12 protein-coding genes are annotated in these 26,895 nt (G+C 46.5%); 7 read left to right on the plus strand and 5 right to left on the minus strand.

The window, feature by feature from the left end:
• Position 1 precedes the first annotated feature (1 nt).
• The 3 genes from COR50_RS12440 to COR50_RS12450 are packed head-to-tail and all read right to left on the minus strand — an operon-like array spanning position 2 to position 2,436.
• Positions 2-916 carry a ParB/RepB/Spo0J family partition protein gene (locus COR50_RS12440; protein ID WP_098194287.1) on the minus strand — a complete coding sequence of 305 codons (915 nt, stop codon included), beginning with the start codon at positions 914-916 and terminating at the stop codon, positions 2-4.
• Positions 900-1,721, minus strand: coding sequence for a ParA family protein (locus tag COR50_RS12445; RefSeq protein WP_098194288.1), 822 nt, complete (start codon positions 1,719-1,721; stop codon positions 900-902). The genes COR50_RS12440 and COR50_RS12445 overlap by 17 nt, the downstream gene beginning before the upstream one ends.
• 34 nt (positions 1,722-1,755) lie before the next feature.
• The gene (locus COR50_RS12450) at positions 1,756-2,436 is read right to left on the minus strand and encodes a metal-dependent hydrolase (protein WP_098194289.1); all 681 of its coding nucleotides are present in this window, start codon (positions 2,434-2,436) and stop codon (positions 1,756-1,758) included.
• A gap of 319 nt (positions 2,437-2,755) precedes the next feature.
• Here COR50_RS12450 and COR50_RS12455 point away from each other — a divergent pair, with 319 nt between their 5' ends.
• The 5 genes from COR50_RS12455 to COR50_RS12475 all read left to right on the plus strand — a co-directional run bounded on the left by COR50_RS12455 (position 2,756) and on the right by COR50_RS12475 (position 10,427).
• Positions 2,756-4,027: a metallophosphoesterase gene (locus COR50_RS12455; RefSeq protein WP_098194290.1), complete on the plus strand. Its 1,272-nt coding sequence runs from the start codon at positions 2,756-2,758 to the stop codon at positions 4,025-4,027.
• A 410-nt stretch (positions 4,028-4,437) separates the two neighbouring features.
• Positions 4,438-5,037, plus strand: coding sequence for a porin family protein (locus COR50_RS12460; protein WP_098194291.1), 600 nt, complete (start codon positions 4,438-4,440; stop codon positions 5,035-5,037).
• Positions 5,038-5,260: 223 nt separating this feature from the next.
• Positions 5,261-7,663: an endopeptidase La gene (gene lon, locus COR50_RS12465; RefSeq protein WP_098194292.1), complete on the plus strand. Its 2,403-nt coding sequence runs from the start codon at positions 5,261-5,263 to the stop codon at positions 7,661-7,663.
• A 259-nt stretch (positions 7,664-7,922) separates the two neighbouring features.
• Entirely contained in the window at positions 7,923-8,720 is a 798-nt protein-coding gene (locus COR50_RS12470) for an ABC transporter ATP-binding protein (RefSeq protein ID WP_098194293.1), read from the plus strand.
• A 21-nt stretch (positions 8,721-8,741) separates the two neighbouring features.
• On the plus strand, positions 8,742-10,427 hold the full coding sequence (locus COR50_RS12475) for a hypothetical protein (RefSeq protein ID WP_098194294.1): 1,686 nt from the start codon (positions 8,742-8,744) through the stop codon (positions 10,425-10,427).
• 27 nt (positions 10,428-10,454) lie between these two features.
• Here COR50_RS12475 and COR50_RS12480 read toward each other — a convergent pair whose 3' ends face one another.
• Both COR50_RS12480 and ahcY read right to left on the minus strand, forming a co-directional pair.
• Positions 10,455-11,186, minus strand: a complete 732-nt coding sequence (locus COR50_RS12480; protein WP_098194295.1) for a pyridoxine 5'-phosphate synthase — start codon at positions 11,184-11,186, stop codon at positions 10,455-10,457.
• Positions 11,187-11,300: 114 nt separating this feature from the next.
• Complete coding sequence (gene ahcY, locus COR50_RS12485) at positions 11,301-12,629, minus strand: adenosylhomocysteinase (RefSeq protein WP_098194296.1); 1,329 nt, start codon at positions 12,627-12,629, stop codon at positions 11,301-11,303.
• 520 nt (positions 12,630-13,149) lie between these two features.
• On the opposite strand from ahcY, the gene COR50_RS12490 reads away from it, so the two are divergent.
• On the plus strand, positions 13,150-25,824 hold the full coding sequence (locus COR50_RS12490) for a Calx-beta domain-containing protein (RefSeq protein ID WP_098194297.1): 12,675 nt from the start codon (positions 13,150-13,152) through the stop codon (positions 25,822-25,824).
• A gap of 43 nt (positions 25,825-25,867) precedes the next feature.
• Positions 25,868-26,782: a PorP/SprF family type IX secretion system membrane protein gene (locus tag COR50_RS12495; protein WP_157760805.1), complete on the plus strand. Its 915-nt coding sequence runs from the start codon at positions 25,868-25,870 to the stop codon at positions 26,780-26,782.
• The last annotated feature ends 113 nt before the right edge of the window (positions 26,783-26,895 follow it).

Below are 26,895 nucleotides of genomic sequence, written 5' to 3' on the forward strand. Positions count from 1 at the left end.
CTTATTTTTCACCGTATAAAGATATTTTTTCCAGGATACTCTCCAGTTCTTCATCTGAATAGAATTCGATCTGGATGTTTCCTTTCCCGTTCTTGCTCCTATCTAGTTTAACTTTCGTTGCAAAATGGGAAGCCAGTTTATCTTCGATCCTCTTGTATGCCGGTGGTAAGCCAGGGAGGGTCTTTTTTTCATTACCCTTATTGGCCTGGTGCATCCTGCGCACGAGCTCTTCGGTTTGACGAACGGACAAGCCGTTTTTCGTGATTTCGTTATAAACAAAAAGTTGCTTGTCAACGTTTTCGATGCTGATCAAAGCCCTTGCGTGCCCCATTGAAATTGTCCCGTTCCTAACGGCCACCTGGATGTCTGGGGGCAGTTTTAACAGGCGCATATAATTCGTAACGGTGCTGCGTTCTTTCCCCATCCGGTCGGCCACCTGTTCTTGCGTAAATACACATTCGTCCATTAGCCTCTTATAACTCAAGGCTATCTCGATAGCATTCAAGTTTTCACGCTGCAAATTTTCGAGCAAAGCCAGCTCCAATAATTCTTGGTCGTTGGCTTGGCGGATGTATGCCGGGATATCTTTCAAGCCGGCCATCTTACTGGCGCGGAGCCTTCTTTCACCGGCAATCAGTTGGAACTTTTTTCCTACCCTGGCAACGGTGATCGGTTGGATCACGTCGTGCAGTTTAATAGAATGACTCAATTCCTGTAATGCCTGTTCATCAAAATCCCTACGGGGTTGCTTCGGGTTGACATCGATATCCTTCAGCGGGATGCGCTCGATACCGGTTGCAGTGGCAACAATTTGTTTGTCCAATGCACTTGAAGTTTGTTTCAACTCGGTATCGATGTTTTGTAACAGCGAGCGGATACCTTTACCCAACGCCGCTTTCTTATTCGGATTGGTCATCTTTGGAAACTAGAATTTTATCTTTGTTTTGGATCTTGGTGAAATCGTGCTTTTGCAATATTTCCTTGGCCAAGTTAAGGTAGTTGATGGCTCCCGTGCTGGAAGCATCGTACATGATAACGGATTTACCGAAGCTCGGCGCTTCGCCCAGCTTGGTATTCCTGTGTATGATGGTATTGAATACGCTTTCTTCGAAATGCTGTTTTACTTCATCCACCACCTGGTTGCTGAGTCGTAGCCTGCCATCGTACATGGTCATCAGGATACCTTCAATTTCCAAGTCGGTATTTAGCCTGCTTTGAACGATCTTGATGGTATTGAGTAATTTACCCAGTCCTTCCAAGGCGAAGAATTCACATTGTACCGGGATAATTACCGAGTTGGCAGCCACCAGGGCATTCACGGTAATTAAACCGAGGGAAGGGGAGCAGTCAAGAATTACGAAATCGTAATCATCTTTCACCGAATCGATCACCTGCTTCATCACGCGCTCGCGGTTAGGATGGTTGATCAGTTCCAGCTCTGCACCGACTAAGTCAATGTGCGAAGGTAAAACCTTTAAGTTCGGTGTATCGGACTCCAGGACTACATCTTTAGCTTGCACATCGTTGACCATACAATCGTACAGGCTTTGTTGAACATTCCGAAGGTCAAATCCCAAACCCGTGGTGCTATTGGCCTGGGGGTCAGCATCCACGAGCAATGTCTTGTATTCCAGTACTGCTAGGCTGCTGGCCAGGTTAATAGCGCTGGTCGTTTTACCGACGCCCCCTTTCTGATTGGCGATTGCTATAATTCTTGCCATTGTATATTATAAGTGTTCAAAGTTAAAAGGACGATCACACGTCTATTGTTTCCCCGATTCCAGGTAATATCAGCTCTAAGCCGGCTTCTTTAAATGCTTGTACCGCTTTTGCATGATCTATTTTGATATAGCCGAATGTATCGTAATGTACCCCGACAATTTTATTACATTGAATCATCTTGGCCGCTTCAATGGCATCATCAATCCCCATCGTGAAGTTATCACCAATCGGTAAGATGGCAAAACCCAGTTCGGCATATTTGGGAACCAATTGCATATCCAGCGTTAACGCGGTATCTCCACTGAAATAAAACGTTCCGTCCGTGGTTTTGAATATAAATCCCATCGGGCTCCCGCCGTAAGAACCATCAGGTAACCCGCTGGAGTGCTGTGCCGCGGTACATTTCACCGTACCGAAGCTGAAATTCCATTGCCCGCCGGTATTCATTGGGTGGGCTTTCTCAATTCCCTGTTTCAGTGTCCACATCACGATCTCGTAGTTCGAAACGACTTTCGCACCGGTGCGCTTCGCTAAACTAACCAGGTCGGCTACATGATCTTCATGACCGTGGGAAACAAAAATATAATCAGCCTCAATGCTCGAAATATCAATTTTTTTTGCCAACTCGTTCGGAGTAATAAATGGGTCGAATAAAATTTTCTTTCCCTGGATATCTACATTGAAACAAGAATGGCCATAATAGGTAAGCTTCATATTGTAAAAATAGTTTATAATTACCCAATCGGACAAAAATACAACGAATACCCAAAATTCAGGCCAAGGAGATCGTATTATTTATTCACAATGGAAAACGGTTCTCAACCGGGTTTCAATATTCAAAGATTGGTTATCAATGCACATAGCCCTCTTACATTCTTGAATAATCGATACTTTTGCAAGTAATATACAATTTTTTTTGAGCTCATCCGTCTTCTCATGACACGAAAGGAAAGGCCCGGGTTGAATTTAACTTTTCAAATCAACACCAAGCATTTAATTTCGATCATTTTAGGAACCAATATTCTGATTATTAATGCGCCAAGGACTTAATTACTGGTTGATCGTTTTAGTATTATTGATTATAGATCTGTACGTTTTCATGGCCGTGCGGGCCGTGGTTAGGAACAGGTCGGAACGTAACAAGAGAATTGTATATTTTGCTTACTGGGGATTTGCTGCGATCGTGTATATCGTGATGCTGACATTTAATTTTAAATCGGTGCATTGGGAGCAACATCCTGAAGCCCGCAGCTACGTGATCAGCTTGGTGATGGGGCAATTTTTTGCGAAGGCAATCGCGATCTTATTTATGATCGTTGATGACCTTAGGAGGTTTATTATTTGGTCCATCGATCGTTTCAAACGTTTCCGAACACCGAGGGAGCAGCAGCAGCTAAGGGAAGGTATCAGCCGCTCGAAATTCATTACCAGCCTGGGCTTGTTAATGGGTGGCGGCATGTTTGCAACCTTGGCTTATGGTTTTTCAAACAAGTATAATTATCATATCCGCAGGGTGAAACTGCATTTCTCTAACTTGCCCCAAGCTTTTAAAGGACTTAAGATCGTCCAAGTATCAGATATCCATTCCGGCAGCTTTAATAATAAACAAGCCGTTGAGCGCGGTGTTGCCATGATCAATGCGCAGAAGGCAGATTTGATCCTCTTTACCGGTGATTTGGTAAATGATCGTGCCGTTGAAATGGAGCATTATATGGATGTTTTTAACAAGATCCAAGCGCCGATGGGCGTATATTCAACCCTTGGAAATCATGATTACGGTGATTATTACCCTTGGCCCGATTATGATCAATTCCACCACAGCCGCCAGAAGGAAGCCAACTTGCAGCAAGTTAAGGATACGCATGCCGAACTTGGCTGGCGATTGATGATGAATGAAAATATCATCTTTGAGCGGGGTGAAGATAAAATAGCCCTGGTAGGTATCGAAAATTGGAGTGTCAATCACCGATTCCCGCGGAAAGGTGATATGCCGAAGGCCATGGCAGGTACGGAAGGTATTCCATTTAAAATATTAATGTCGCATGATCCTTCGCATTGGGACGCCCAAGTGAGGCCGGAGTATCCCGATGTGGATCTGACGCTTGCCGGGCATACCCATGGAATGCAATTCGGCATCGAGATACCATATTTTAAATGGAGTCCCGCCCAATATCTTTATAAACAATGGGCCGGATTATATAAAGAAAATAGACAAATGCTATATGTTAACCGCGGTTTCGGATTTTTAGGCTATCCCGGCAGGGTAGGTATCCTACCGGAAATTACGGTGATCGAATTGGCTTAAGAGCGTGTTCCGCGCTCCAATGTCGGTGTTCCGGGCTCCAACACTGCTGTTCTGAACTCTGAAGTTGATGCCCCGGTTACTCCAATGGCTTGGGTACTCGGGCTAAAAAGTGCTTAAACTTGCAAGTTTTCCCGGTTTACCCCAATACTCCCACATCTGCTTAAATACGATTGAAAGTTAATCATCTCGGAAAGTACATTAAAAATAGTTATGAATTAATTTTTTTGTAATATAAAATTGCTTGTTAATATATACCTTGTGTAAATATTAGCCCCATTCTAGACAGCTTTATTAATTCTTAGCATGAATTTTGTAAAATCTTAACAAATCAAAGAATTATGTCTAAGTGACTGGGGGTGGAACAGTATTTATTCGTCTTAATTACAAACAAAGGATTAAACTATTTTTTTATGAAAAAACTATTCATCGCCGCGTTGCTGATGTCTGTAGTAGCCATATCTACAGTTAATGCCCAAAGATTTGTTAGATTCGGTATCAAGGGTGGAGCCAATATCCAGCAATTGGATGCAGACGGTTTCGAAAACGGTTTTAAATGGGGCTACCATTTGGGTGGCTTGGTCCAGGTGAATATCGCCAAAGGTTTCGGTGTTCAGGGCGAGGTTATCTTCTCGGAATCCAAACAAAGAACGACGAACCAGTTCTCAACCATTTATCAAACGGATCCTACATCAGACGATATAGACGTTAAACTGAATTACCTCAGTATTCCCATCTTAGCTAACATTCCGATCGCTATGAACCAAAGGCTGAAATTGCAAGTTGGTCCGCAATACAGCATCTTGCTTAGCAAAAAAGATAACCTTTGGCAAAATGGTAAAAATGCATTCAAAAGCGGTGATTTCGCCGTGGTTGGAGGACTTTGGTTACAATTGCCGATCGTTAACTTAAGCGCCCGTTACGGTATCGGTTTAAATGATATCAACGATCTAACAGACACAAAAAGTTGGAAAAATCAAACTATCCAACTGGGTGTAGGCGTCACGTTATAAGATGTCTTCACAACACCTCTTTAATTTATAAGAAAATATTTATAAGCGTTTCACTTGGTATTATAGCAATTTGCCAAGTGAAACGCTTTTTTTAGCTATCTTTCGCCCGGTTTAATAGTTCAATCCTATTGGCATCAAAGTTGTCAATATAGTATAAAACCATAAAAGAAGACTTCTAGTTATGTTGACTGACAGCTTGTCTTTTAGGCTTTAAATTAATCAGATGAATAAATTTTTTTTAGGAAACTCGGAGGAAGAGATGGAATTTATGCCATTGATTCCCTTGGGAGAAGATAGCGAGAATGAGGATGATGGGCAACTTCCCGATGAATTAGCCCTCTTACCATTAAGAAATACAGTTTTGTTCCCCGGTGTTGTAATTCCAATTACCGTTGGTAGGGACAAGTCCATCAAGGCTGTAAACGATGCTTATAAAGCTGACAAATTGGTAGGTGTCGTAGCGCAAAAAGACAGTAATGTAGAAGAACCTACGGTTGCTGATTTATCAGATGTTGGTACCATAGCCAAAATCGTGAAATTAATTAAGATGCCCGATGGCGGTACCACGGTCATTATACAAGGTAAAAAACGCTTTAAAATCACTGAAATCATCTCGGAGGAGCCATATTTCAAAATGAAATACGACCTCTTAGCTGATATCCCCACGGAAAACCAGGAAGAATTTGATGCTTACATCTCTTCCATCAAGGATCTGGCCAGCCAAATCATCGCTTTATCCCCCAATATCCCTTCCGAGGCCAGCATGATCTTGAAGAATATCGAAAATGCATCTTTCTTGATCCATTTCGTTTCTTCTAACCTGAATAGCGACCTGAAGGATAAGCAGAAATTGCTGGAAACGAACCAGCTGCATATCAGGGCTGAATTATTGCTCAGGTTGCTACAAACAGAATTGCAACTGGCAGAGCTGAAAAACAAGATCACCAATAAAACCAAGGCTGATCTCGATAAACAACAAAGGGAATATTTCTTACAGCAACAGCTTAAATCGATCAAGGAAGAGCTGGGTGGTGATACGAACGACCGCGAGCTGCGCGAAATGAAACGCAAAGCGGAAGACAAAAAATGGTCGGAGCAAGCGAAAGAAGCCTTTAATAAAGGCATTGAAAAGTTGGAAAGGATGCATCCCAGCACACCGGATTACTCGGTTGTGTACAATCACCTGGACCTGATGCTTGATTTACCTTGGGCCGACTATACAAAAGATGTATATGATCTGAAGAAAGCCAAGAAAATCTTGGATCATGATCATTACGGTATGGATCGTATCAAGGAAAGGATCTTGGAATATTTGGCCGTACTGAAGCTGAAAGGCGATATGAAATCCCCGATCTTATGTTTCGTTGGTCCCCCGGGGATCGGTAAAACATCCCTCGGAAGATCTATCGCTAACGCCATCGGAAGGAAATACGTGCGCTTGAGCCTGGGTGGCTTACATGATGAAAGCGAGATCCGCGGTCACCGCAAAACATATATCGGTGCTATGCCCGGAAGAATTTTGCAATCGATCCGCAAGGTCAAAACTTCTAACCCGGTAATGATTTTGGATGAGATCGATAAGATCGGCAGTGATTTTAGGGGAGATCCGGGTTCTGCTTTATTAGAAGTACTCGACCCTGAACAGAACAATACTTTCTACGATAATTATCTCGAATTGGAATACGATTTGAGCAAAGTGTTGTTTATCGCTACGGCCAATAATATTAATAATATCCATCCCGCTTTGAGGGACCGCTTGGAAATTATCGACCTGAGCGGCTATTCGATCGAAGAAAAAGTTGAAATCGCCAAGCGGCACTTGATACCCAAGCAAAAAGAAGCCCATGGTCTCGATAAAGTGAAATTTACCTTCACGAAAGCCGGTATTGAAAAGTTAATTGCGGATTATACCCGTGAAAGTGGTGTGCGGGAACTGGATCGCCAGTTTGCTGCCATCATGAGGGCGATCGCGAAAAAAGTTGCGATGGAAGAAAAAGTGCCCAGCTCGATAACCGATGAAATCGTCGGGGAGATACTCGGTAAACCCAGGTACAGCAACGAGATGTACAAGGTAGGTTATCCGCCGGGAGTGGCCGTAGGATTGGCTTGGACTTATGTTGGCGGTGATATCTTGACGATTGAATCCAGCTTGGCAGAAGGGAAAGGTGAGGTGAAGTTGACCGGGAACCTGGGCAACGTGATGAAAGAATCTGCCGCGACAGCCTTAAGTTATTTACAATCCAATGCCAAGAAATATCATATTGATTCTAAGTTATTTGCAACGAAAAATATTCACGTCCACGTGCCGGAAGGAGCCGTGCCCAAGGATGGCCCAAGTGCGGGGATTACCATGGTTACAGCCTTGGCTTCCGTATTAACGGGCAGGAAGGTGAAGCCTTACTTGGCTATGACAGGAGAAATTACCCTCAGGGGGCAAGTTTTACCTGTTGGCGGGATCAAGGAAAAAATCCTGGCTGCGAAAAGGGCAGGTATCAAGGAAATCGTGCTTTGCTGGCAAAATGAAAAGGATGTAAAAGAAATTAACCCGGCTTATATCAAGGGGGTGAAATTTCATTATGTAAAAGAAATGAACCAAGTGCTCGAAACTGCGTTATTAAAGAAATAGCGGTACGAGCAGCTAATCTTGGCAAAGCCTGTACACATTCATGTTGATTGTTTTAAGGGTTTGAGTAGAGCCATCTTGTTCAAAACAGGATGGCTTTATTCTTTTAATAATCAATAAGATACGTAGGTCGAAAATATTTGTTGCTCCCCGTTTCCCCCAGGATATTCCATTGAATATTAAATTAAATCAGTATTTTTCATAATGATCCGGTTAAAATAAAACCGGGAATTTTCTGAAAAAAATTGTAAAACCCTTACAGATGCCAGGAATAAGTGAAACGGTGATAGAACCCAAGCCGATTATTACAATAAAAAATTTGAGAAAATCATACGGTAATAAGGAAATTTTGAAAGGAATTTCGTTCGATGTATTTGCCGGGCAGGTAATTGGTTATATCGGGCCTAACGGCGCCGGGAAATCTACCACGGTGAAAATCCTGATCGGGCTGCTATCCGATTATGAAGGCGAGATCATCATCGATGGGATGAATTTGAAGGATGATACGGTAGCCTTGAAAAAGAAGGTGGGGTACATTCCTGAAAACGCTGAAATATACGATGTCTTGACGCCGATGGAATACTTGTATTTCGTTGGACGTTTGTATTATATGGAAGATGCCAAGATCGAGGATCGCGCCAAAAAGATGTTAACCGCATTCGGGCTTTTTGAAAACCGCCATGACCGCATGGATACATTTTCCAAGGGCATGCGTCAAAAGGTATTAATCATTTCTGGTTTAATACATAATCCGCAAATTGTATTCTTCGATGAGCCTTTAAGTGGATTAGATGCTAACGCTGTAATCATTTTCAAAGAAATCATGTCCTTGCTGAAAAAGGAAGGTAAAACCATCTTTTATTGCAGTCATATGATGGATGTAGTTGAGAAGGTGTCTGACCGTATCCTGTTAATCAATGATGGAAAAATTATTGCCGATGGCAGTTTTAGCCAGTTGAAGCAACAGGAAGGAGATACGCTTGAAAAAATATTCGCGCATCTCACCGGAAAGGACAACCTTTCTTCTGTAGCAGATGACTTTATGGATGCCTTTAATTGATGGAACCTTTAACCCGACCGTATGAACGCTATCATATTATCGCTTTTGTCTGTCCTGAATCCCGTTTGGAGGAAGATGGGGGTAGATATTTACCAGCTAAATGAAATTTTGAGAATAAAGTTGATCATGGATAACCGCCGCCCGGCTTACCGGTTGATGGGCGGCAATAGTGGTAAAACAAAAGAAGTCAACTACGCTACATTGTTTACGATGGGCGTTTCATTGCTGATGGGCCTATTGTTTTTACTCATCTTCAAATTTATAACAGACCCGGTGATGCAATTGCTCATCTTCTTCAGTGCTTTCGTAAGCATGATGGCCATTACCCTGATCTCAGATTTTACACAAGTACTATTAGATGTAAAAGATAATTATATCATATTACCGCGACCAGTCAATGACAGGACTGTTTTAGTCGCCCGGCTATTACATATTTTTATACATATTTCAACGGTGGTATTTCCTTTGGCATGCCCTACCTTGGTGTATTTGGCTATAAACAGGAAATCATTTTTCGTCGCGGTAGTTTTTTTCTTATTAGTTGTATTGATCAGTTTATTTACCCTCTTCCTGGTCAATGCATTGTACCTGGTGATGATGAAATTCTTGACGCCTACGCGGTTCAAGGAGATCATTAGTTCCATACAGGTAGTCTTTTCAATCTTGATTTTTGCTTCTTACTATTTAATTCCCCGTTTGGTAGAGAAGGATATCAGCATGACGGTGGATGATTACCCTTTTTTATATTTCCTACCACCAACCTGGTTTGCAGGCGCCTTTAAATTTTTAGTTTATGGAGATCATTCAGTATTGTTATGGGTATGTTTTATTTTAGCTTTGCTGGTGCCCATCATCAGTATATGGATAGTTATAAAATATTTTGCGCCGAGCTTCAATAAAAACATAAGCAGTTTACAAGGGGATACGGAACGAAATAAATCGAAGTTGAAAAAGTTGAAAGGAGAAGGACAAACATTCGCCCAACGATTGAGCCGATGGCTTTCCAAGGATTACCTCGAAAAGGCGGGTTTCGATTTTACATGGCTGGTAAGTGGCAGGAGTAGGGAATTTAGATTGAAAGTATATCCTTCCTTTGGTTATGTACTGGTGTATTTTGTCGTACTGATATTACCGGGGAGCCGCGGTGGTAATTTGATGCAGGCTTTACAAGATCTACCGGGTACGAACAGTTATATTTTATTGATCTACATTTCGAGTTTCGTTTTTATAACGGCCGCATCAACATTGCCATATTCTGAAAAGTTCCAGTCTGCCTGGGTGTTTTTCAGCAGCCCCGTTCAAAAACCCGGTGCGATTATGGCAGGCGCATTCAAATCATTGTTCGTAAAATATTTTTTACCGTTTTATTTAATGATCGTGGTATTATCATTAAGCGTTTGGGGCGTTAAGATTTTGCCGAACCTGCTATTGGGTATTATCAATGTATTTACGATCGCCATCATGTACGCTTACGTGTTCATGAGAAAATTACCTTTTTCCTTAAAGATAGAGGCTAACAAAGGGATGGCAACATACCTGAAGGGCTTTTTAATAATGATTATCCCCGGTTCGATCGGCTTAGTGCATTATTTGGTGGTCAAAAATATTTACCTGGTATATATGTTTATGCCAATCTCGGCAGCGCTTTTTTGGTTGGTATATACTTCTTATAGAAATACAACATGGGAACAATTAGCCAAAAAATAGTTCCCATGCTGACGAGATTAACAGTCATTAATCTACTAGTAAACGTTTATACATCTGGATGGTATTTTCCAAACCGAAATAGATGGCGTCACATACCAGCGCATGGCCGATAGAAACTTCTTTAAGCTGCGGGATATGCAATTTGAAATAGCGCAAATTATCAAGGTTCAAATCGTGTCCTGCATTAATATCAAGTCCTATTTCAGTGGCTTTTACAGCCGTATTTTTATAATCGTTAAACAAGGCGAGGTTCTGCGGTTGGGTCAGGGCATTGTGATACTCTTCAGCATAAGGCCCGGTATACAGTTCAATCCTGTCTGCCCCCGCAGTTTTAGCGCCTTCCACCTTATCCACCTCGGGGTTTAAAAAGATAGAAACCCTGATGCCTGCTGCCTTTAATGTGCCGATCACTTCTTTTAAGAAAGATTGATGTTGAATGGTGTCCCAACCGGTATTCGAAGTAAGTACACCCGGGGGATCCGGAACCAGCGTACATTGTTCTGGTTTTACTTCCAGGACCAAATCCAAAAATTCTTTCGAAGGGTAGCCTTCTATATTAAACTCGGTTGTGACCAATGGTTTTAATTCCCTTACATCCCGGTAGCGGATATGTCTTTCATCGGGTCGTGGGTGTACCGTGATACCATCGGCGCCGAACGTTTCACAATCGGCAGCAACTTTTAATATATCAGGTAAATTGCCACCCCTGGCATTTCTGAGGGTAGCAAATTTATTAATGTTTACACTAAGCTTTGTCATACTTACAAAATTACGGGATGTAGAATGAAAATAGAAACCGGCCCTAACAAAAAAGCATTCCAGGCGGATCTGCCCGGAATGCTTTTTTTATAACAAATTTTGAACCATTCTTTATTAGTAACGGTAGTAGTCCGGTTTGTAAGGACCAGCTGCCGGAATACCGAGATAAGAAGATTGTGCGGGTGTTAATTCGTCTAGTTCCACGCCGATTTTCTTCAAATGCAAACGGGCTACTTTCTCATCGAGATGTTTAGGCAATACGTACACTTTATTTTCGTAGTTACCGCTATTGGTCCACAACTCGATCTGTGCCAAGGTCTGGTTCGTAAAAGAGTTACTCATAACGAAAGAAGGGTGACCGGTAGCACAACCCAAGTTTACTAATCTACCTTCAGCCAACAAGATGATGTCTTTACCATCGATCGTGTATTTATCAACTTGCGGTTTGATCACGACTTTCGTATGGCCGTAATTGTTATTCAGCCAAGCAACGTCAATCTCTATATCGAAGTGACCGATGTTACAAACGATGCACTTGTCTTTCATTAATTTGAAATGCTCACCGGCAATGATGTCGCGGCAACCGGTAGTGGTCACAACGATATCCGCTTCTTTCACGGCATCCACCATTTTCTTTACTTCGTAACCTTCCATGGCAGCTTGCAGCGCACAGATCGGATCGATTTCAGTAACGATAACACGGGCGCCTGCGCCGGCCAAAGACTCGGCAGAACCTTTACCCACATCGCCAAATCCAGCAACTACGGCAACTTTACCTGCGATCATAACATCGGTAGCACGGCGGATAGCATCAACGCAAGATTCGCGGCAACCGTATTTGTTATCAAATTTAGATTTGGTAACAGAATCGTTGATATTGATAGCCGGCATCGGTAAGGTACCGTTTTTCATCCTTTCATACAGGCGGTGAACACCGGTAGTTGTTTCTTCGCTTAAACCTTTGATATGCTGGATCAACTCGGTATAATTATCGAGAACCATGTTGGTTAAATCACCACCATCATCGAGGATCATATTCAACGGGCGTTCCTCGCTACCGAAGAACAATGTTTGTTCTATACACCAGTCAAACTCTTCTTCAGATAAGCCTTTCCAAGCAAAAACAGGGACACCGGCAGCAGCGATGGCCGCGGCAGCATGATCTTGGGTAGAGAAGATATTACAGGAGCTCCAACGCACTTCCGCACCGAGAGCAACTAATGTTTCAATTAATACCGCGGTTTGGATGGTCATATGCAAGCATCCTGCGATACGCGCTCCCTTAAGTGGTTGAGAAGCACCATATTCTTCCCTTAAACTCATCAAGCCGGGCATTTCTGCCTCTGCCAATTCAATTTCTTTGCGACCCCATTCAGCAAGGCTCATATCCTTCACCTTGTAAGGTAAGCTAAAGTCTATTTTTGATCTTGTAACTGTTGACATCCTTAGATTATATATTTTTTTGCAAATCTACCTTTATTTTACCTTTTAGCATAATGTTTTTGCCGACCTATCAGGATGATATAAAAATAGTTAGGTGCACTGAATTGCCCTGGCAGGCGATTTAATGACAATCCCCGCAGCGGGGAGTAACGAAGTCTAAAAAATACAAAGGTTTATTTGTTTTAATATAATAAATATTATAGATTTGCTAATTATATTATATATAATGCAGTAAATGTATTAAATATATATTAAAAATTCTCTCAAGGATCGGCAGAAAGGCTCTTAGTAAGAAGTATTGATTGCGCGGCATAAGCGTTATACCCCTGGATTAGCATTAATTAATTTATGATTAGTCGCTACGAGAAAGCGAATTAGTGAAAGCCCTCAAATTTTAATGATGGGCCTGGGTGGGTTTGCTCCCTTGAAAAATTACCTGGATATGATCTTTTAGATTAACCGGGTAATAACGAGAAAAAAGGACTTTATAGTATTTCGGTATAAAGAAATTTTAGAATTTATGTTTGTCCTATCCTATCCTTTGAAAAAGCAGGTAAAGCCTGCGCGTACCTCCCTACGTGCGTGGGCAATTGCCGTTTGGATGCTCTTGAGTTTGCTGTTAGGTTCGGTTGGTGCTGCCTCCGCGCAGGACATTATCATTAATCCCGATGGTGGTAACGGGCCGGGGGATGGCCTCAGCATCAAGATCACGGATACCAACCTCGTAGTTAAGCGCAACGGTACCTGGGAAATACCCGGTGTGCAGAGCTCTTATCTCGATAATGGGATCAGGCCATACATCATCTTCGAAAAAAGATTATCTGCCTCCGGCGCACCGGTAGCACATTTCTTGAAAAATAGGTTGAAAAGTTCCGTTGCAGGGGACGGCTCCGTGGGTGCTCCCTGGCAAGTGATGCTGACCGATACCCTGAACAACTTTGATGGTAAAACCTACACCGTTAATACTACGCTTTCTTACATAGCAGGGGATAATTATTTTTTCCTCGACTACGTGATTTTAGCTTCGCCGGGTTCCGAATCTTACTACGTTCACCTGTATCATAGTGAGCGGGTCGCGATGGGCGGGAGTGATTGCGCTTATGGTCAAGCCGCGAAATTTGATAGTTGGGATGATTACCAGGGCATTAATGTAGACTTACCGGACATTGTTAGGGTGTACAGGCCCGTGGGAGAATGTAGCGCCACTTCTTTTGATGGACATATCTATAGAACGAAAGGCGGATTTACCTCTTTTTACGCTTCTTCCCCCGATGAAAGGAATGAAAAGATTACCCCGGGGTACCGGCTAAAAAGCGTTTATAACGAATCATTATATCCCGATGCCGAAAAAGGGATATCAGTTCATAAAGCCATCGAATTTAACGGGAATCTAGTCGGTTCTAATTACGAGGCTAAGACGAAAAGGATTTTGATCGGATACGGCGCCGATACTGCATTTCATGGATTAAGTTATGAAGATCCGCTTGTAGCAGATAACAGTACCGGGCTTACGGTAGGACTCACCGCTACCACGGCCAGTGATGCGGAAGGGGATGATTCCCATGTTATAACAGGCTTACAATTACATCTGTCTACAGGAATCTTGGGAAGCCCGCAGCTCGTAAAAATATTAGTAACACCAACGCCTAGTGATGGTGTTACCGCGTCAGATTACGAATACCTTGGGGATCTTTGGATCCCTGCCGGTATTTATAGCAGCGAGACGGATATTGATCTTTCCAATATCATCATAAAAGGAAATACATCTTTACAATCTAACCGGGGCATGCAATTGGAATTGCAAACCTTTAGCCCCTTAATCACCCTGGATGCAGCCCATACCACGGCTACCTATACAATTTTGGATGATGATAATGGGAAACTAACTTTCGAACCCTCTGATACCATTTTGAGAGAAGGGAATTCGATGACGATGAAAGTGATGTTAAATGGCGGTATCGCGCCATCTCCTATAACTGTTACGATCACCAAGGACGACTTAACCACGGATGCGGAAGATGGCGATTATACGATGCCGGCTGCATTTCCTATGACCGTTACGATCCCTACGGGAAGCAGCGAAGCTAGCTTTACTATTCAAGCTAATGCGGATAACATCCTTGAGCCGACACATGAGCAGCTGTCACTGGTTGCTACGGCCACCATTACTGGGCTAACAAAAACAGCCGCAGCCAATATACAGATTGAAGATGTCACGAAGGAGAATCCCGCGAATATGGTGATTACATTGGAGTCAGCTTCCCTGTATGAAGGAGATGGTTATTATTTGAATGCTGCATTGCCGGCGGGAATCACCAGCGAAGAGCCCATAACGATTAGCATCGACTGGGATCAATTAAACAGCACTGCCGATCTAAGTGATTTTGATAACGCGTTGCCAACTGAAATTATCATTCCGGCAGATGCGGAAAACAATAATGGTACCTATTTCATGTCTGTTTCTTTCGACTCGTATTTGGAAGAACAAGAGATGTTTAAGATTACCGGTACTGCCGTGAACTTCACAGTGAACCCGACAGAAATAACCATCAACGATTGGTATTTGGATCCGGGATTCTTACCCGTATATGTAAATGTTACCGGTGATCATAATGCTCTGATTGATGAAGGAACCGGAACAGCTACTTTCGTTTTAACGCTTGATGGAGGACTTATTGCAGGGAGCGACTTTGACCTGGAAATTGGTAGGGTGGCTTCTTCCGCGGCAGGAGCTTCCGACTATACAATCAGCACATACCCGGTCATACTGCACAAGGGCGAAAGTCAAGTTACGGTAACAATTAGCGCTGCCACCGATACTGAAGTGGAAGCGAACGAACGTTTAGATTTTACTTTCACTGGCTCAACGTTCAGCAGCTATGATGCTCCATTCGGTGTAACAATTGTTGATAAAACAACCACAGGTTCTAATTTTGATATCACTTTAACACCGGATCTTACTTCCATAACGGAAGGAGGTTCGACAACTGTTTGGTTAAGTTTGGATAGCGGTACACCTGCAACGGAAGATCTCACTTTTAATTTGACGGTAGGCACAGGTACAGATCCTGGTTTAAATGCTGCCGCCTACAGCTTCCCGGCAAGCGTAACGATACCAACAGGTGCAACAAGTATTTCTTTTCAATTAACGGCTAGCGCTGATAACGGCGTGCTGGATTTAAACCGGGATTTAGTGATTCATGCCGAAGGTGATGTTTACGGAAATAGTTCCACGGCAGAAAGTACGGTAACTATAACAGATATTACCGGCATCAACCCTGCCAATACAATAATCACGATCTCGGCAGACGCAAACGTATCGGAAGGAAATACAACGCAATTAATGGCGTCATTACCTCCGGGAATAACGGCAAGCTATGATATTACTGTGAATCTAACCCAGGTAATGGATGCTCCATCTGCTGATGCGAGTGATTTTGTTAACCCGGTTCCAACAAGCATTGTTATTCCGGCTGGAAGTAATTCCGCATTTGTAACTATGGAGGTAAAGGAAGATGGTATTAATGAAGCGACCGAGAACTTGAAATTCTTATTGTCGGCCGCCGGATTTGATTTTGCTGGCAATGTTGATGCCACGGATCATGTGCTCATCGCGATAGAAAATGTAAATCCTATGATCGTTCTGTCTATTGATAAATTATCAATGATGGAAGATGATGCTCCGGCTACGGTTACGGCGCAGTTACCTAGCGGCATCGCGGCAGGACAGGATATAGTGATAGATCTTTCAGCGGGAAGTGGATCTACTGTAGCGAGCGGGGATTATTCTTTTGGTGCAAGCTCTATTACAATTCCTTCTGGTCAAAATAGTGCGACCATATCTTTAAGCGCCCTTTTAGATGATATAATTGAAGATGATGAAACTTTAAATATAGCTGGTACGAACGCTAGCGGTTACACGATTACTGGTACAGCGTTAACAATCAGCGACAAGACGGGTACGATCGCCGCTAACCGGGCATTGAGCTTAACGGCTTCCCCGTCCAGCATAGCGGAAGGTGGTAGCAGCGCGTTCACGGTAAGTTTACCGGCCGGTATCACTAGCAGCAGCGATATCACGGTGGCGTTATCGAGCGGAACGAACACTTCAGCGGGTCTTTCGGCCAGCGAGTACAGCTTCCCAAGCAGCATCACGATCGCTGCGGGTAGCAACGGTGCTACCTTCACGGTAACTGCCAGTGCAGACGATAATATTTTAGAACCCGCCGAGGACCTGGAGATCCTCGCGGAAGCGACAGTTGGCGGCAGCAGTGAGAGCACGGCGTCCACGTTGAGCATCACGGATGCTACGGGTACTATCCCGGCGAACAAGGTGATCACGCTGGGCAGTTCCAGTGCAACCATTTCCGAAGGGGGAGCGGCTGCCACGCTAACGGCGAGCCTGCCAAGTGGCATCACCTCGGCCACCGATATCACGGTAACCTTGGTTGATAACGGCAGCAGTGCCCTGGGAGCGGATTTCAGCGGCGGTATGCCAACCAGTATCACGATCCCGGCAGGCAGCAACAGCGGCAGCGCGACGATCGCCGCGGTTGCAGACAACAGCGTGGAAGGGGACGAGAGCTTGAAGTTGACCGGCAGCTCAAGCGGCTTCACGATCAGCGGTAGTATAGATATGACGGTAACCGATGAAGCGGTCAGCGGCAATATCACGATAAGTGCAAGCCCTTCCAGCATAGCTGAAGGGGAGTCAGCCACGTTCAAGGTGAGCTTACCGGTCGGCGTCACTGCTGGAACGGACATGGAGATATCCTTATCTAAAGGCGGGGCTTCCACTGCGGGCTCTTCCGACCACGGGACTATCCCATCGAGCGTGACGATCTTAGCCGGGGATAACAGCGCGACTTTCACGGTGCCTGCCACGGAAGACGGTATCATAGAAAGTAACGAAACACTGGCAATAAACGGCACTAACGCCAACGGTTACACGGTTGTTGGCACGACGGTAACGATCTCCGATAAAACGGGTACGATCGCCGCGAACCGGGCATTGAGCTTAACGGCTTCCCCGTCCAGCATAGCGGAAGGTGGTAGCAGCGCGTTCACGGTAAGCTTACCGACCGGTATCACTAGCAGTAGCGATATCACGGTGGCGTTATCAAGCGGAACGAACACTTCAGCGGGTCTTTCGGCCAGCGAGTACAGCTTCCCAAGCAGCGTAACGATAGCGGTAGGTAGTAACAGCGCGACGTTCACGGTAACTGCCAGTGCAGACGATAATATTTTAGAACCCGCCGAGGACCTTGAAATCCTCGCGGAAGCGACAGTTGGCAGCAACAACGAGAGCGCGGCATCCACGTTGAGCATCACGGATGCGACGGGTACTATCCCGGCGAACAAGGTGATCACGCTGGGTAGCTCCGGTTCATCACTAGCTGAAGGTGGCAGCGTGAGCTTAACAGCGAGCCTGCCAAGTGGTATCACCTCGGCCACCGCTATCACGGTAACCTTGGTTGATAACGGCAGCAGTGCCCTGGGAGCGGATTTCAGCGGCGGTATCCTAACCAGCATCACGATCCCGGCAGGTAGCAACAGCGGCAGCGCGACGATCGCCGCGGTTGCAGACAACAGCGTGGAAGGGGACGAGAGCTTGAAGTTGAGCGGCAGCTCAAGTGGCTTCACGATCAGTGGCAACATCGATATCACGATCACGGATGAAGTAGTAGCTGGTAACATCTTAATTACCGCTTCACCATCCACGGTAATAGAAGGAGGCTCGACAACTGTTAAAGTGAGTTTACCGGCAGGATATAGCGCTGGTAAACAGATTATAATCGATCTCTCTAAGGATGGAGCTTCAACGGCTTCAGGAGCAGATCATTTAGCTATTCCGGGTGATATAATGATAGCGGAAGGGGATTCAGAAGCCACCTTTATAATTAACTCATTAGAAGATGACATTATAGAGTCAGACGAAACCTTAGTAATAAAAGGTACTAATTCTGATGGTTTCTCAGTAACAGGTACGACAGTAACAATCAGCGACAAGACGGGTACGATCGCCGCTAACCGGGCATTGAGCTTAACGGCTTCCCCGTCCAGCATAGCGGAAGGTGGTAGCAGCGCGTTCACGGTAAGTTTACCGGCCGGTATCACTAGCAGTAGCGATATAGTAGTGGCGTTATCGAGCGGAACGAACACTTCAGCGGGTCTTTCGGCCAGCGAGTACAGCTTCCCGGCAAGCGTGACAATCGCTGCGGGTAGCAACAGTGCTACCTTCACGGTAACTGCCAGTGCCGACGATAATATTTTAGAACCCGCCGAGGACCTGGAGATCCTCGCGGAAGCGACAGTTGGCGGCAGCAGTGAGAGCACGGCGTCCACGTTGAGCATCACGGATGCGACGGGTACTATCCCGGCGAACAAGGTGATCACGCTGGGCAGTTCCAGTGCAACCATTTCCGAAGGGGGAGCGGCTGCCACGCTAACGGCGAGCCTGCCAAGTGGCATCACCTCGGCCACCGATATCACGGTAACCTTGGTTGATAACGGCAGCAGTGCCCTGGGAGCGGATTTCAGCGGCGGTATGCCAACCAGTATCACGATCCCGGCAGGCAGCAACAGCGGCAGCACGACGATCGCCGCGGTTGCAGACAACAGCGTGGAAGGGGACGAGAGCTTGAAATTGAGCGGCAGCTCAAGTGGCTTCACGATCAGCGGTAGTATAGATATGACGGTAACCGATGAAGCGGTCAGCGGTGACATCAGCATTACTTCCAGCCCAACTATAATTGCGGAAGGAGAGTCAGCCACGTTCACTGTGAGCTTACCGGCTGGCGTCACTGCTGGAACGGACATGTTGGTGAACCTATCGAAGGGCGGCACGTCTACTGCCAGTTCAGCGGATCACGGTTCCCTCCCCGCGAGCGTGACGATCAGCGCGGGGAACAACAGCGCGACGTTCACGGTGCCTGCCACGGAAGACGGTATCATAGAAAGTAACGAAACACTGGTAATAAACGGCACTAACGCCAACGGTTACACGGTAATCGGCACGACGGTAACGATCTCCGATAAAACGGGTACGATCGCCGCGAACCGCGCATTGAGTTTATCGGCCTCCCCGTCCAGCATAGCGGAAGGTGGCAGCAGCGCGTTCACGGTAAGTTTACCGGCCGGTATCACTAGCAGTAGCGATATAGTGGTGGCGTTATCGAGCGGTGCGGGTACTTCAGCGGGTCTTTCGGCCAGCGAGTACAGCTTCCCGGCGAGCGTGACAATCGCTGCGGGTAGCAACAGTGCTACCTTCACGGTAACTGCCAGTGCAGACGATAATATTTTAGAACCCGCCGAGGACCTGGAGATCCTCGCGGAAGCGACAGTTGGCGGCAGCAGCGAGAGCACGGCGTCCACGTTGAGCATCACGGATGCTACGGGTACTATCCCGGAGAACAAGGAGATCACCCTGGGCAGTTCCAGTGCAACCATTTCCGAAGGGGGAGCGGCTGCCACGCTAATGGCGAGCCTGCCAAGTGGCATCACCTCGGCCACCGATATCACGGTAACCTTGGTTGATAACGGTAGCAGTGCCCTGGGAGCGGATTTCAGCGGCGGTATGCCAACCAGCATCACGATCCCGGCAGGTAGCAACAGCGGCAGCACGACGATCGCCGCGGTTGCAGACAACAGCGTGGAAGGGGACGAGAGCTTGAAATTGACCGGCAGTTCAATTGGCTTCACGATCAGCGGAAGCATAGATATGACGGTAACCGATGAAGCGGTCAGCGGTGACATCAGCATTACTTCCAGCCCAACTATTATTGCGGAAGGGGAGTCAGCCACGTTCACGGTGAGCTTACCGGTCGGCGTCACCGCTGGAACGGACATGTTGGTGAACCTATCGAAGGGCGGCACGTCTACGGCCAGTTCAGCGGATCACGGTTCCCTCCCCGCGAGCGTGACGATCTTAGCCGGGGATAACAGCGCGACATTCACGGTGTCTGCCACGGAAGACGGTATCATAGAAAGTAACGAAACACTGGTAATAAACGGTACTAACGCCAACGGTTACACGGTAATCGGCACGACGGTAACGATCTCCGATAAAACGGGTACGATCGCCGCGAACCGGGCATTGAGCTTAACGGCTTCCCCGTCCAGCATAGCGGAAGGTGGCAGCAGCGCGTTCACGGTAAGTTTACCGGCCGGTATCACCAGCAGTAGCGATATAGTGGTGGCGTTGTCGAGCGGAACGAACACCTCCGCGGGTCTTTCGGCCGGCGAGTACAGCTTCCCGGCGAGCGTGACAATCGCTGCGGGTAGCAACAGCGCGGTCTTCACGGTAACTGCCAGTGCAGACGATAATATTTTAGAACCTGCCGAGGACCTGGAGATCCTCGCGGAAGCGACAGTTGGCGGCAGCAGCGAGAGCACGGCGTCCACGTTGAGCATCACGGATGCTACGGGTACTATCCCGGAGAACAAGGAGATCACGCTGGGCAGTTCCAGTGCAACCATTTCCGAAGGGGGAGCGGCTGCCACGCTAACGGCGAGCCTGCCAAGTGGCATCACCTCGGCCACCGATATCACGGTAACCTTGGTTGATAACGGCAGCAGTGCCCTGGGAGCGGATTTCAGCGGCGGTATGCCAACCAGCATCACGATCCCGGCAGGCAGCAACAGCGGCAGCGCGACGATCGCGGCGGTTGCAGACAACAGCGTGGAAGGGGACGAGAGCTTGAAGTTGACCGGCAGCTCAAGTGGCTTCACGATCAGCGGTAGTATAGATATGACGGTAACCGATGAAGCGGTCAGCGGCAATATCACGATGAGTGCAAGCCCTTCCAGCATAGCGGAAGGAGAGTCGGCCACATTCAAGGTGAGTTTACCGGGCGGTCTAATCGCCGGAACAGACATGGAAATATCCTTATCTAAAGGCGGGGCTTCCACTGCGGGCTCTTCCGACCACGGGACTATCCCATCGAGCGTGACGATCTTAGCCGGGGATAACAGCGCCACATTCACGGTGCCTGCCACGGAAGACGGTATCATAGAAAGCAACGAAACACTGGAAATAAACGGCACTAACGCCAACGGTTACACGGTAATCGGAACGACGGTAACGATCTCCGATAAAACGGGTACGATCGCCGCGAACCGTGCATTGAGCTTAACGGCTTCCCCGTCCAGCATAGCGGAAGGTGGTAGCAGCGCGTTCACGGTAAGTTTACCGGCCGGTATCACTAGCAGTAGCGATATCACGGTGGCGTTGTCGAGTGGTGCTGGTACTTCAGCGGGTCTTTCGGCCAGCGAGTACAGCATCTCGGCGAGCGTGACAATCGCTGCGGGTAGCAACAGTGCTATCTTCACGGTCACTGCCAGTGCAGACGATAATATTTTAGAACCCGCCGAGGACCTGGAGATCCTCGCGGAAGCGATAGTTGGCGGCAGCAGCGAGAGCACGGCGTCCACGTTGAGCATCACGGATGCGACGGGTACTATCCCGGCGAACAAGGTGATCACGCTGGGCAGTTCCAGTGCAACCATTTCCGAGGGGGGAGCGGCTGCCACGCTAACGGCGAGCCTGCCAAGTGGCATCACCTCGGCCACCGCTATCACGGTAACCTTGGTTGATAACGGCAGCAGTGCCCTGGGAGCGGATTTCAGCGGCGGTATGCCAATCAGTATCACGATCCCGGCAGGTAGCAACAGCGGCAGCGCGACGATCGCCGCGGTTGCAGACAACAGCGTGGAAGGGGACGAGAGCTTGAAGTTGACCGGAAGCTCAAGTGGCTTCACGATCAGCGGTAGTATAGATATGACGGTAACCGATGAAGCGGTCAGCGGCAATATCACGATAAGTGCAAGCCCTTCCAGCATAGCTGAAGGGGAGTCAGCCACGTTCAAGGTGAGCTTACCGATCGGCGTCACTGCTGGAACAGACATGGAGATATCCTTATCTAAAGGCAGGGCTTCCACTGCGGGCTCTTCCGACCACGGGACTATCCCATCGAGCGTGACGATCTTAGCCGGGGATAACAGCGCGACATTCACGGTGTCTGCCACGGAAGACGGTATCATAGAAAGTAACGAAACACTGGTAATAAACGGAACTAACGCCAACGGATACACGGTAATTGGCACGACGGTAACGATCTCCGATAAAACGGGTACGATTGCCGCGAACCGGGCATTGAGTTTATCGGCTTCCCCGTCCAGCATAGCGGAAGGTGGTAGCAGCGCGTTCACGGTAAGTTTACCGGCCGGTATCACTAGCAGTAGCGATATAGTGGTGGCGTTATCGAGCGGTGCGGGTACTTCAGCGGGTCTTTCGGCCAGCGAGTACAGCTTCCCGGCTAGCGTGACAATTGCTGCGGGTAGCAACAGCGCTACCTTCACGGTAACTGCCAGTGCAGACGATAATATTTTAGAACCCGCCGAGGACCTTGAAATACTCGCGGAAGCAACAGTTGGCGGCAGCAGCGAGAGCACGGCGTCCACGTTGAGCATCACGGATGCGACGGGTACTATCCCGGCGAACAAGGAGATCACGCTGGGCAGTTCCAGTGCAACCATTTCCGAAGGGGGAGCGGCTGCCACGCTAACGGCGAGCCTGCCAAGTGGTATCACCTCGGCCACCGCTATCACGGTAACCTTGGTCGATAACGGCAGCAGTGCCCTGGGAGCGGATTTCAGCGGCGGTATCCCAGCCAGTATCACGATCCCGGCAGGTAGCAACAGCGGCAGCGTGAGCATAGAAGTAATAGCAGACAACAGTATTGAAGGTGATGAAACATTGAAATTGAGCGGCAGCTCAAGCGGCTTCACGATCAGCGGTAGTATAGATATGACGGTAACCGATGAAGCGGTCAGCGGCAATATCACGATAAGTGCAAGCCCTTCCAGCATAGCTGAAGGAGCATCGGCAACGTTCTCGGTGAGCTTACCGGGCGGTCTAATCGCCGGAACAGACATGGAGATATCCTTATCTAAAGGCGGGGCTTCCACTGCGGGCTCTTCCGACCACGGGACTATCCCATCGAGCGTGACGATCTTAGCCGGGGATAACAGCGCGACATTCACGGTGCCTGCCACGGAAGACGGTATCATAGAAAGTAACGAAACACTGGTAATAAACGGCACTAACGCCAACGGTTACACGGTAATCGGCACGACGGTAACGATCTCCGATAAAACGGGTACGATCGCCGCGAACCGCGCATTGAGTTTATCGGCTTCCCCGTCCAGCATAGCGGAAGGAGGTAGCAGCACGGTCACGGTGAGCTTACCGGCCGGTATCACAAGCAGCAGCGATATCACGGTGGCGTTATCGAGCGGAACGAACACCTCCGCGGATCTTTCTCCCGGCGAGTACAGCTTCCCAAGCAGCGTAACGATAGCGGCAGGTAGTAACAGCGCTAACTTCACGGTGACAGCAAGTCCTGATGATGGGGTTTTAGAACCTACGAAACACTTGGAAATCAATGCAGAAAGCAATATTGCTGGAAATTTATCAAGTACACAAACTGTGCTCGAAATTATTGATCATACCAGTACTATTCCTTCAAATGCTGTAATTAATATAACAAGTCCAAGTACTGTAACAGAGGGCAACAGTGTAATAATCACGGCTAGTTTACCAAGCGGAATAACTAGTGAGGCGCCGGTAACGGTCTTATTAACAGATAATGGCAGCACGACTATAGATGCAGACTTTACAGGAGGTATCCCTTCCAGCATTACCATTCCTGCAAATCAAAACAGCGCTTCAATTTCACTTGATGTTATAGCTGATAACCTGGTTGAATCTACTGAGAAATTGATTCTCGGGGCAAGTGCGGCTGGATTCAACATAGTAGGAAATGTCAATATAGATGTTATAGATGCGGATGGAACCGGGTTGGTAATTGCTATGACCACTAGTAACAATTCAATTACCGAAGGCGATCCAACACAGCAGATTGTATTCTCCCTCCCTCAAGGTATTGCACCGGACCATGACATAGTGATTGATCTTACCATTGATGCTGGTTCAACTGCAAGTACCAATGATTATAGTACGTTACCATTGCAAGTAACTATTCCGGCAGGTAGTAATTCGGCTAGCGTTCCATTCGAGGCATTAGCTGATAATATCTTGGAACATAAGGAAATACTTGTCCTTTCGGCTAGTTCGGCAAGTGGTTACGCGGTAAATGGTTTGAGCCTGGAGATAATAGATAAAACTTCGCAAGTGGAGCAGAACATGCATTTAAACTTTAGCCCTGCAAATGCTACGATAGATGAAGGAGGCTCCATTGCCTTACAAGTGAAGTTGCCAGGTAATATTGTAGCAGCTTACCCGCTGGTCGTAAATATTGCGATGGATGCAAGTTCAACTGCTGCGCCTAGCGACATTGCCACAATTCCTACAACAATCATGATTCCGGCTGGTCAGAATATTAGCGAGGCATTTAGTGTGAATGCATATATGGATAATATTATCGGCAACTCGAAAACTTTGAAATTGAACGGTTCTTTGACAGGTTTCACATTTAACCAGGCCATCATTCAAATAAAAGATGCTACGGCCAATAATAGCGGAAATAAAAATATATCTGTCCACGTAGATTCTTCAAAGATCCATGAAGGGAGCAGTACAAAGGTTACTTATAGCTTGGCTCCGGGTATTACTTCGGTGAACCCGATTGTTATCAAGGTGCTGGTAGATGGTACCTCCACTGTTGATGCTATGGATTACAACGGAATCCCGCTCGAGTTAACTATTCCAGCGGGGGCCAGCGAAGTAACATTTGATTTGAATATCCAGGAAGATGGGCTGCCGGAGCAAGATGAAACGATCATCTTGGGAGGGCAAGCCACCGGCTTCACATTCTCCAGGAGCAATACCCTTACTATTGTAGGAGATATACTTCCCGGCGGTAACGAGATTCATATCGATGTTCCGAAAGCGATCTCTCCAAATAATGACGGGGTTGGAAATGATTATATGAAGATTAACAATATCGAATCATATCCGAAGAATGAAGTCGTGATTGTCAACCGTTGGGGAGGCGTAGTTTTCAAAGCTTACGGCTACAACAACCAAAGCGTGAGGTTTGATGGTAAGTCTAATAACGGTGGAGGAGATGGTAGGCAGGTAACGGACGGTAGCTATTTCTATATAATAAATGTGTGGGATTCAACAGGCAAGCATAAAAGGTTCTCAGGATATATTGTAATTAAAAGAGGTTGATGAAATGTATTCACTTAATGATAATCATGTTTAATCTATGGTTATGAAAACATGTAAATTGATTTTTGCGCTAACGGTAGTCATAATGGCATTTAATATGTCCTTGATGGCCCAGCAACATCCATTATACGCGCAATACATGAGTAATGGGATGGTGATCAACCCTGCTTATCCATCCCTGGATACTGCGGCGAGCGTTACGCTCGTGGGGCGTAATCAATGGGTAGGCATGGAAGGTGCACCTAAAACGGGTACATTTTCCTTTTATACCCCGGTAAAAGCCACGAATACGAGTCTTGGGTTAATGGTGTTTCAAGATAAGATCACGATTTATTCCCAAACGGGTTTCCATTTCAATATATCCCAGAAAGTGAAGTTGTCGGATCATCTTAACCTGGCATTAGGTATCCAGGGCGGGATGCAACAATTTAAAGAGGACAACTCGCAACTTGCTGCCGGGGACGATTACGTTTTTGCAGATGACAAGCGTTATTGGAAAACCGATATAGGTTTTGGTTTCATGCTGTATAATGAACATTTCTTCGTCGGGTTTTCCGCACCTTCATTCCAAAATTTCGACCTGGGTACTTCCGAAAATAAGGTAGAGTTTAAGCGGCATCTTTATTTACAAACTGCCTACATCTTTACCTTGAATAAAGATGTGAAGCTGAAACCCGGGCTTCTCATGCGCCAGGCGCCGGGGGCAGGAGTGAATTTTGATATCAGCGCTTCCTGTTTACTTAAAGATGTTATTTGGCTCGGTTTGAATTGGAGAACGGAGAAAACAACCGCGGCTTTCGCCCAAGTTCAAATCAATAAAAACCTGTTATTTGGATATTCATACGATTTTGATAATAATAACTACCTGAAATCATATCAATCCGGAACCCATGAATTAAGCGTCAATTACCGCTTTTCATGGAAGAAGGACAAGCCTGTTACCCAGCGAATGTTTTAGTTTAAAGTATTTTTTAATATTGATGGTTTTTGCCTTCCTCGAAATGCCGGGGAAGGCTTTTTTATGCCGTTTATTAGCAGGATTTTTACAAATGCCCTAGTTGGTCAAAAATC

The organism is Chitinophaga caeni (genome assembly GCF_002557795.1).
Lineage (GTDB): Bacteria > Bacteroidota > Bacteroidia > Chitinophagales > Chitinophagaceae > Chitinophaga > Chitinophaga caeni.

Excerpts from the sequence above, each read along its gene's own strand:
- COR50_RS12450 (WP_098194289.1), bottom strand. The coding sequence starts at position 2,436 with ATGAAGCTTACCTATTATGGCCATTCTTGTTTCAATGTAGATATCCAG.
- COR50_RS12490 (WP_098194297.1), top strand. The coding sequence starts at position 13,150 with ATGTTTGTCCTATCCTATCCTTTGAAAAAGCAGGTAAAGCCTGCGCGT.
- COR50_RS12475 (WP_098194294.1), top strand. The coding sequence starts at position 8,742 with ATGAACGCTATCATATTATCGCTTTTGTCTGTCCTGAATCCCGTTTGG.
- COR50_RS12460 (WP_098194291.1), top strand. The coding sequence starts at position 4,438 with ATGAAAAAACTATTCATCGCCGCGTTGCTGATGTCTGTAGTAGCCATA.
- COR50_RS12440 (WP_098194287.1), bottom strand. The coding sequence starts at position 916 with ATGACCAATCCGAATAAGAAAGCGGCGTTGGGTAAAGGTATCCGCTCG.
- ahcY (WP_098194296.1), bottom strand. The coding sequence starts at position 12,629 with ATGTCAACAGTTACAAGATCAAAAATAGACTTTAGCTTACCTTACAAG.
- COR50_RS12445 (WP_098194288.1), bottom strand. The coding sequence starts at position 1,721 with ATGGCAAGAATTATAGCAATCGCCAATCAGAAAGGGGGCGTCGGTAAA.
- lon (WP_098194292.1), top strand. The coding sequence starts at position 5,261 with ATGAATAAATTTTTTTTAGGAAACTCGGAGGAAGAGATGGAATTTATG.
- COR50_RS12455 (WP_098194290.1), top strand. The coding sequence starts at position 2,756 with ATGCGCCAAGGACTTAATTACTGGTTGATCGTTTTAGTATTATTGATT.
- COR50_RS12470 (WP_098194293.1), top strand. The coding sequence starts at position 7,923 with ATGCCAGGAATAAGTGAAACGGTGATAGAACCCAAGCCGATTATTACA.
- COR50_RS12480 (WP_098194295.1), bottom strand. The coding sequence starts at position 11,186 with ATGACAAAGCTTAGTGTAAACATTAATAAATTTGCTACCCTCAGAAAT.
- COR50_RS12495 (WP_157760805.1), top strand. The coding sequence starts at position 25,868 with ATGAAAACATGTAAATTGATTTTTGCGCTAACGGTAGTCATAATGGCA.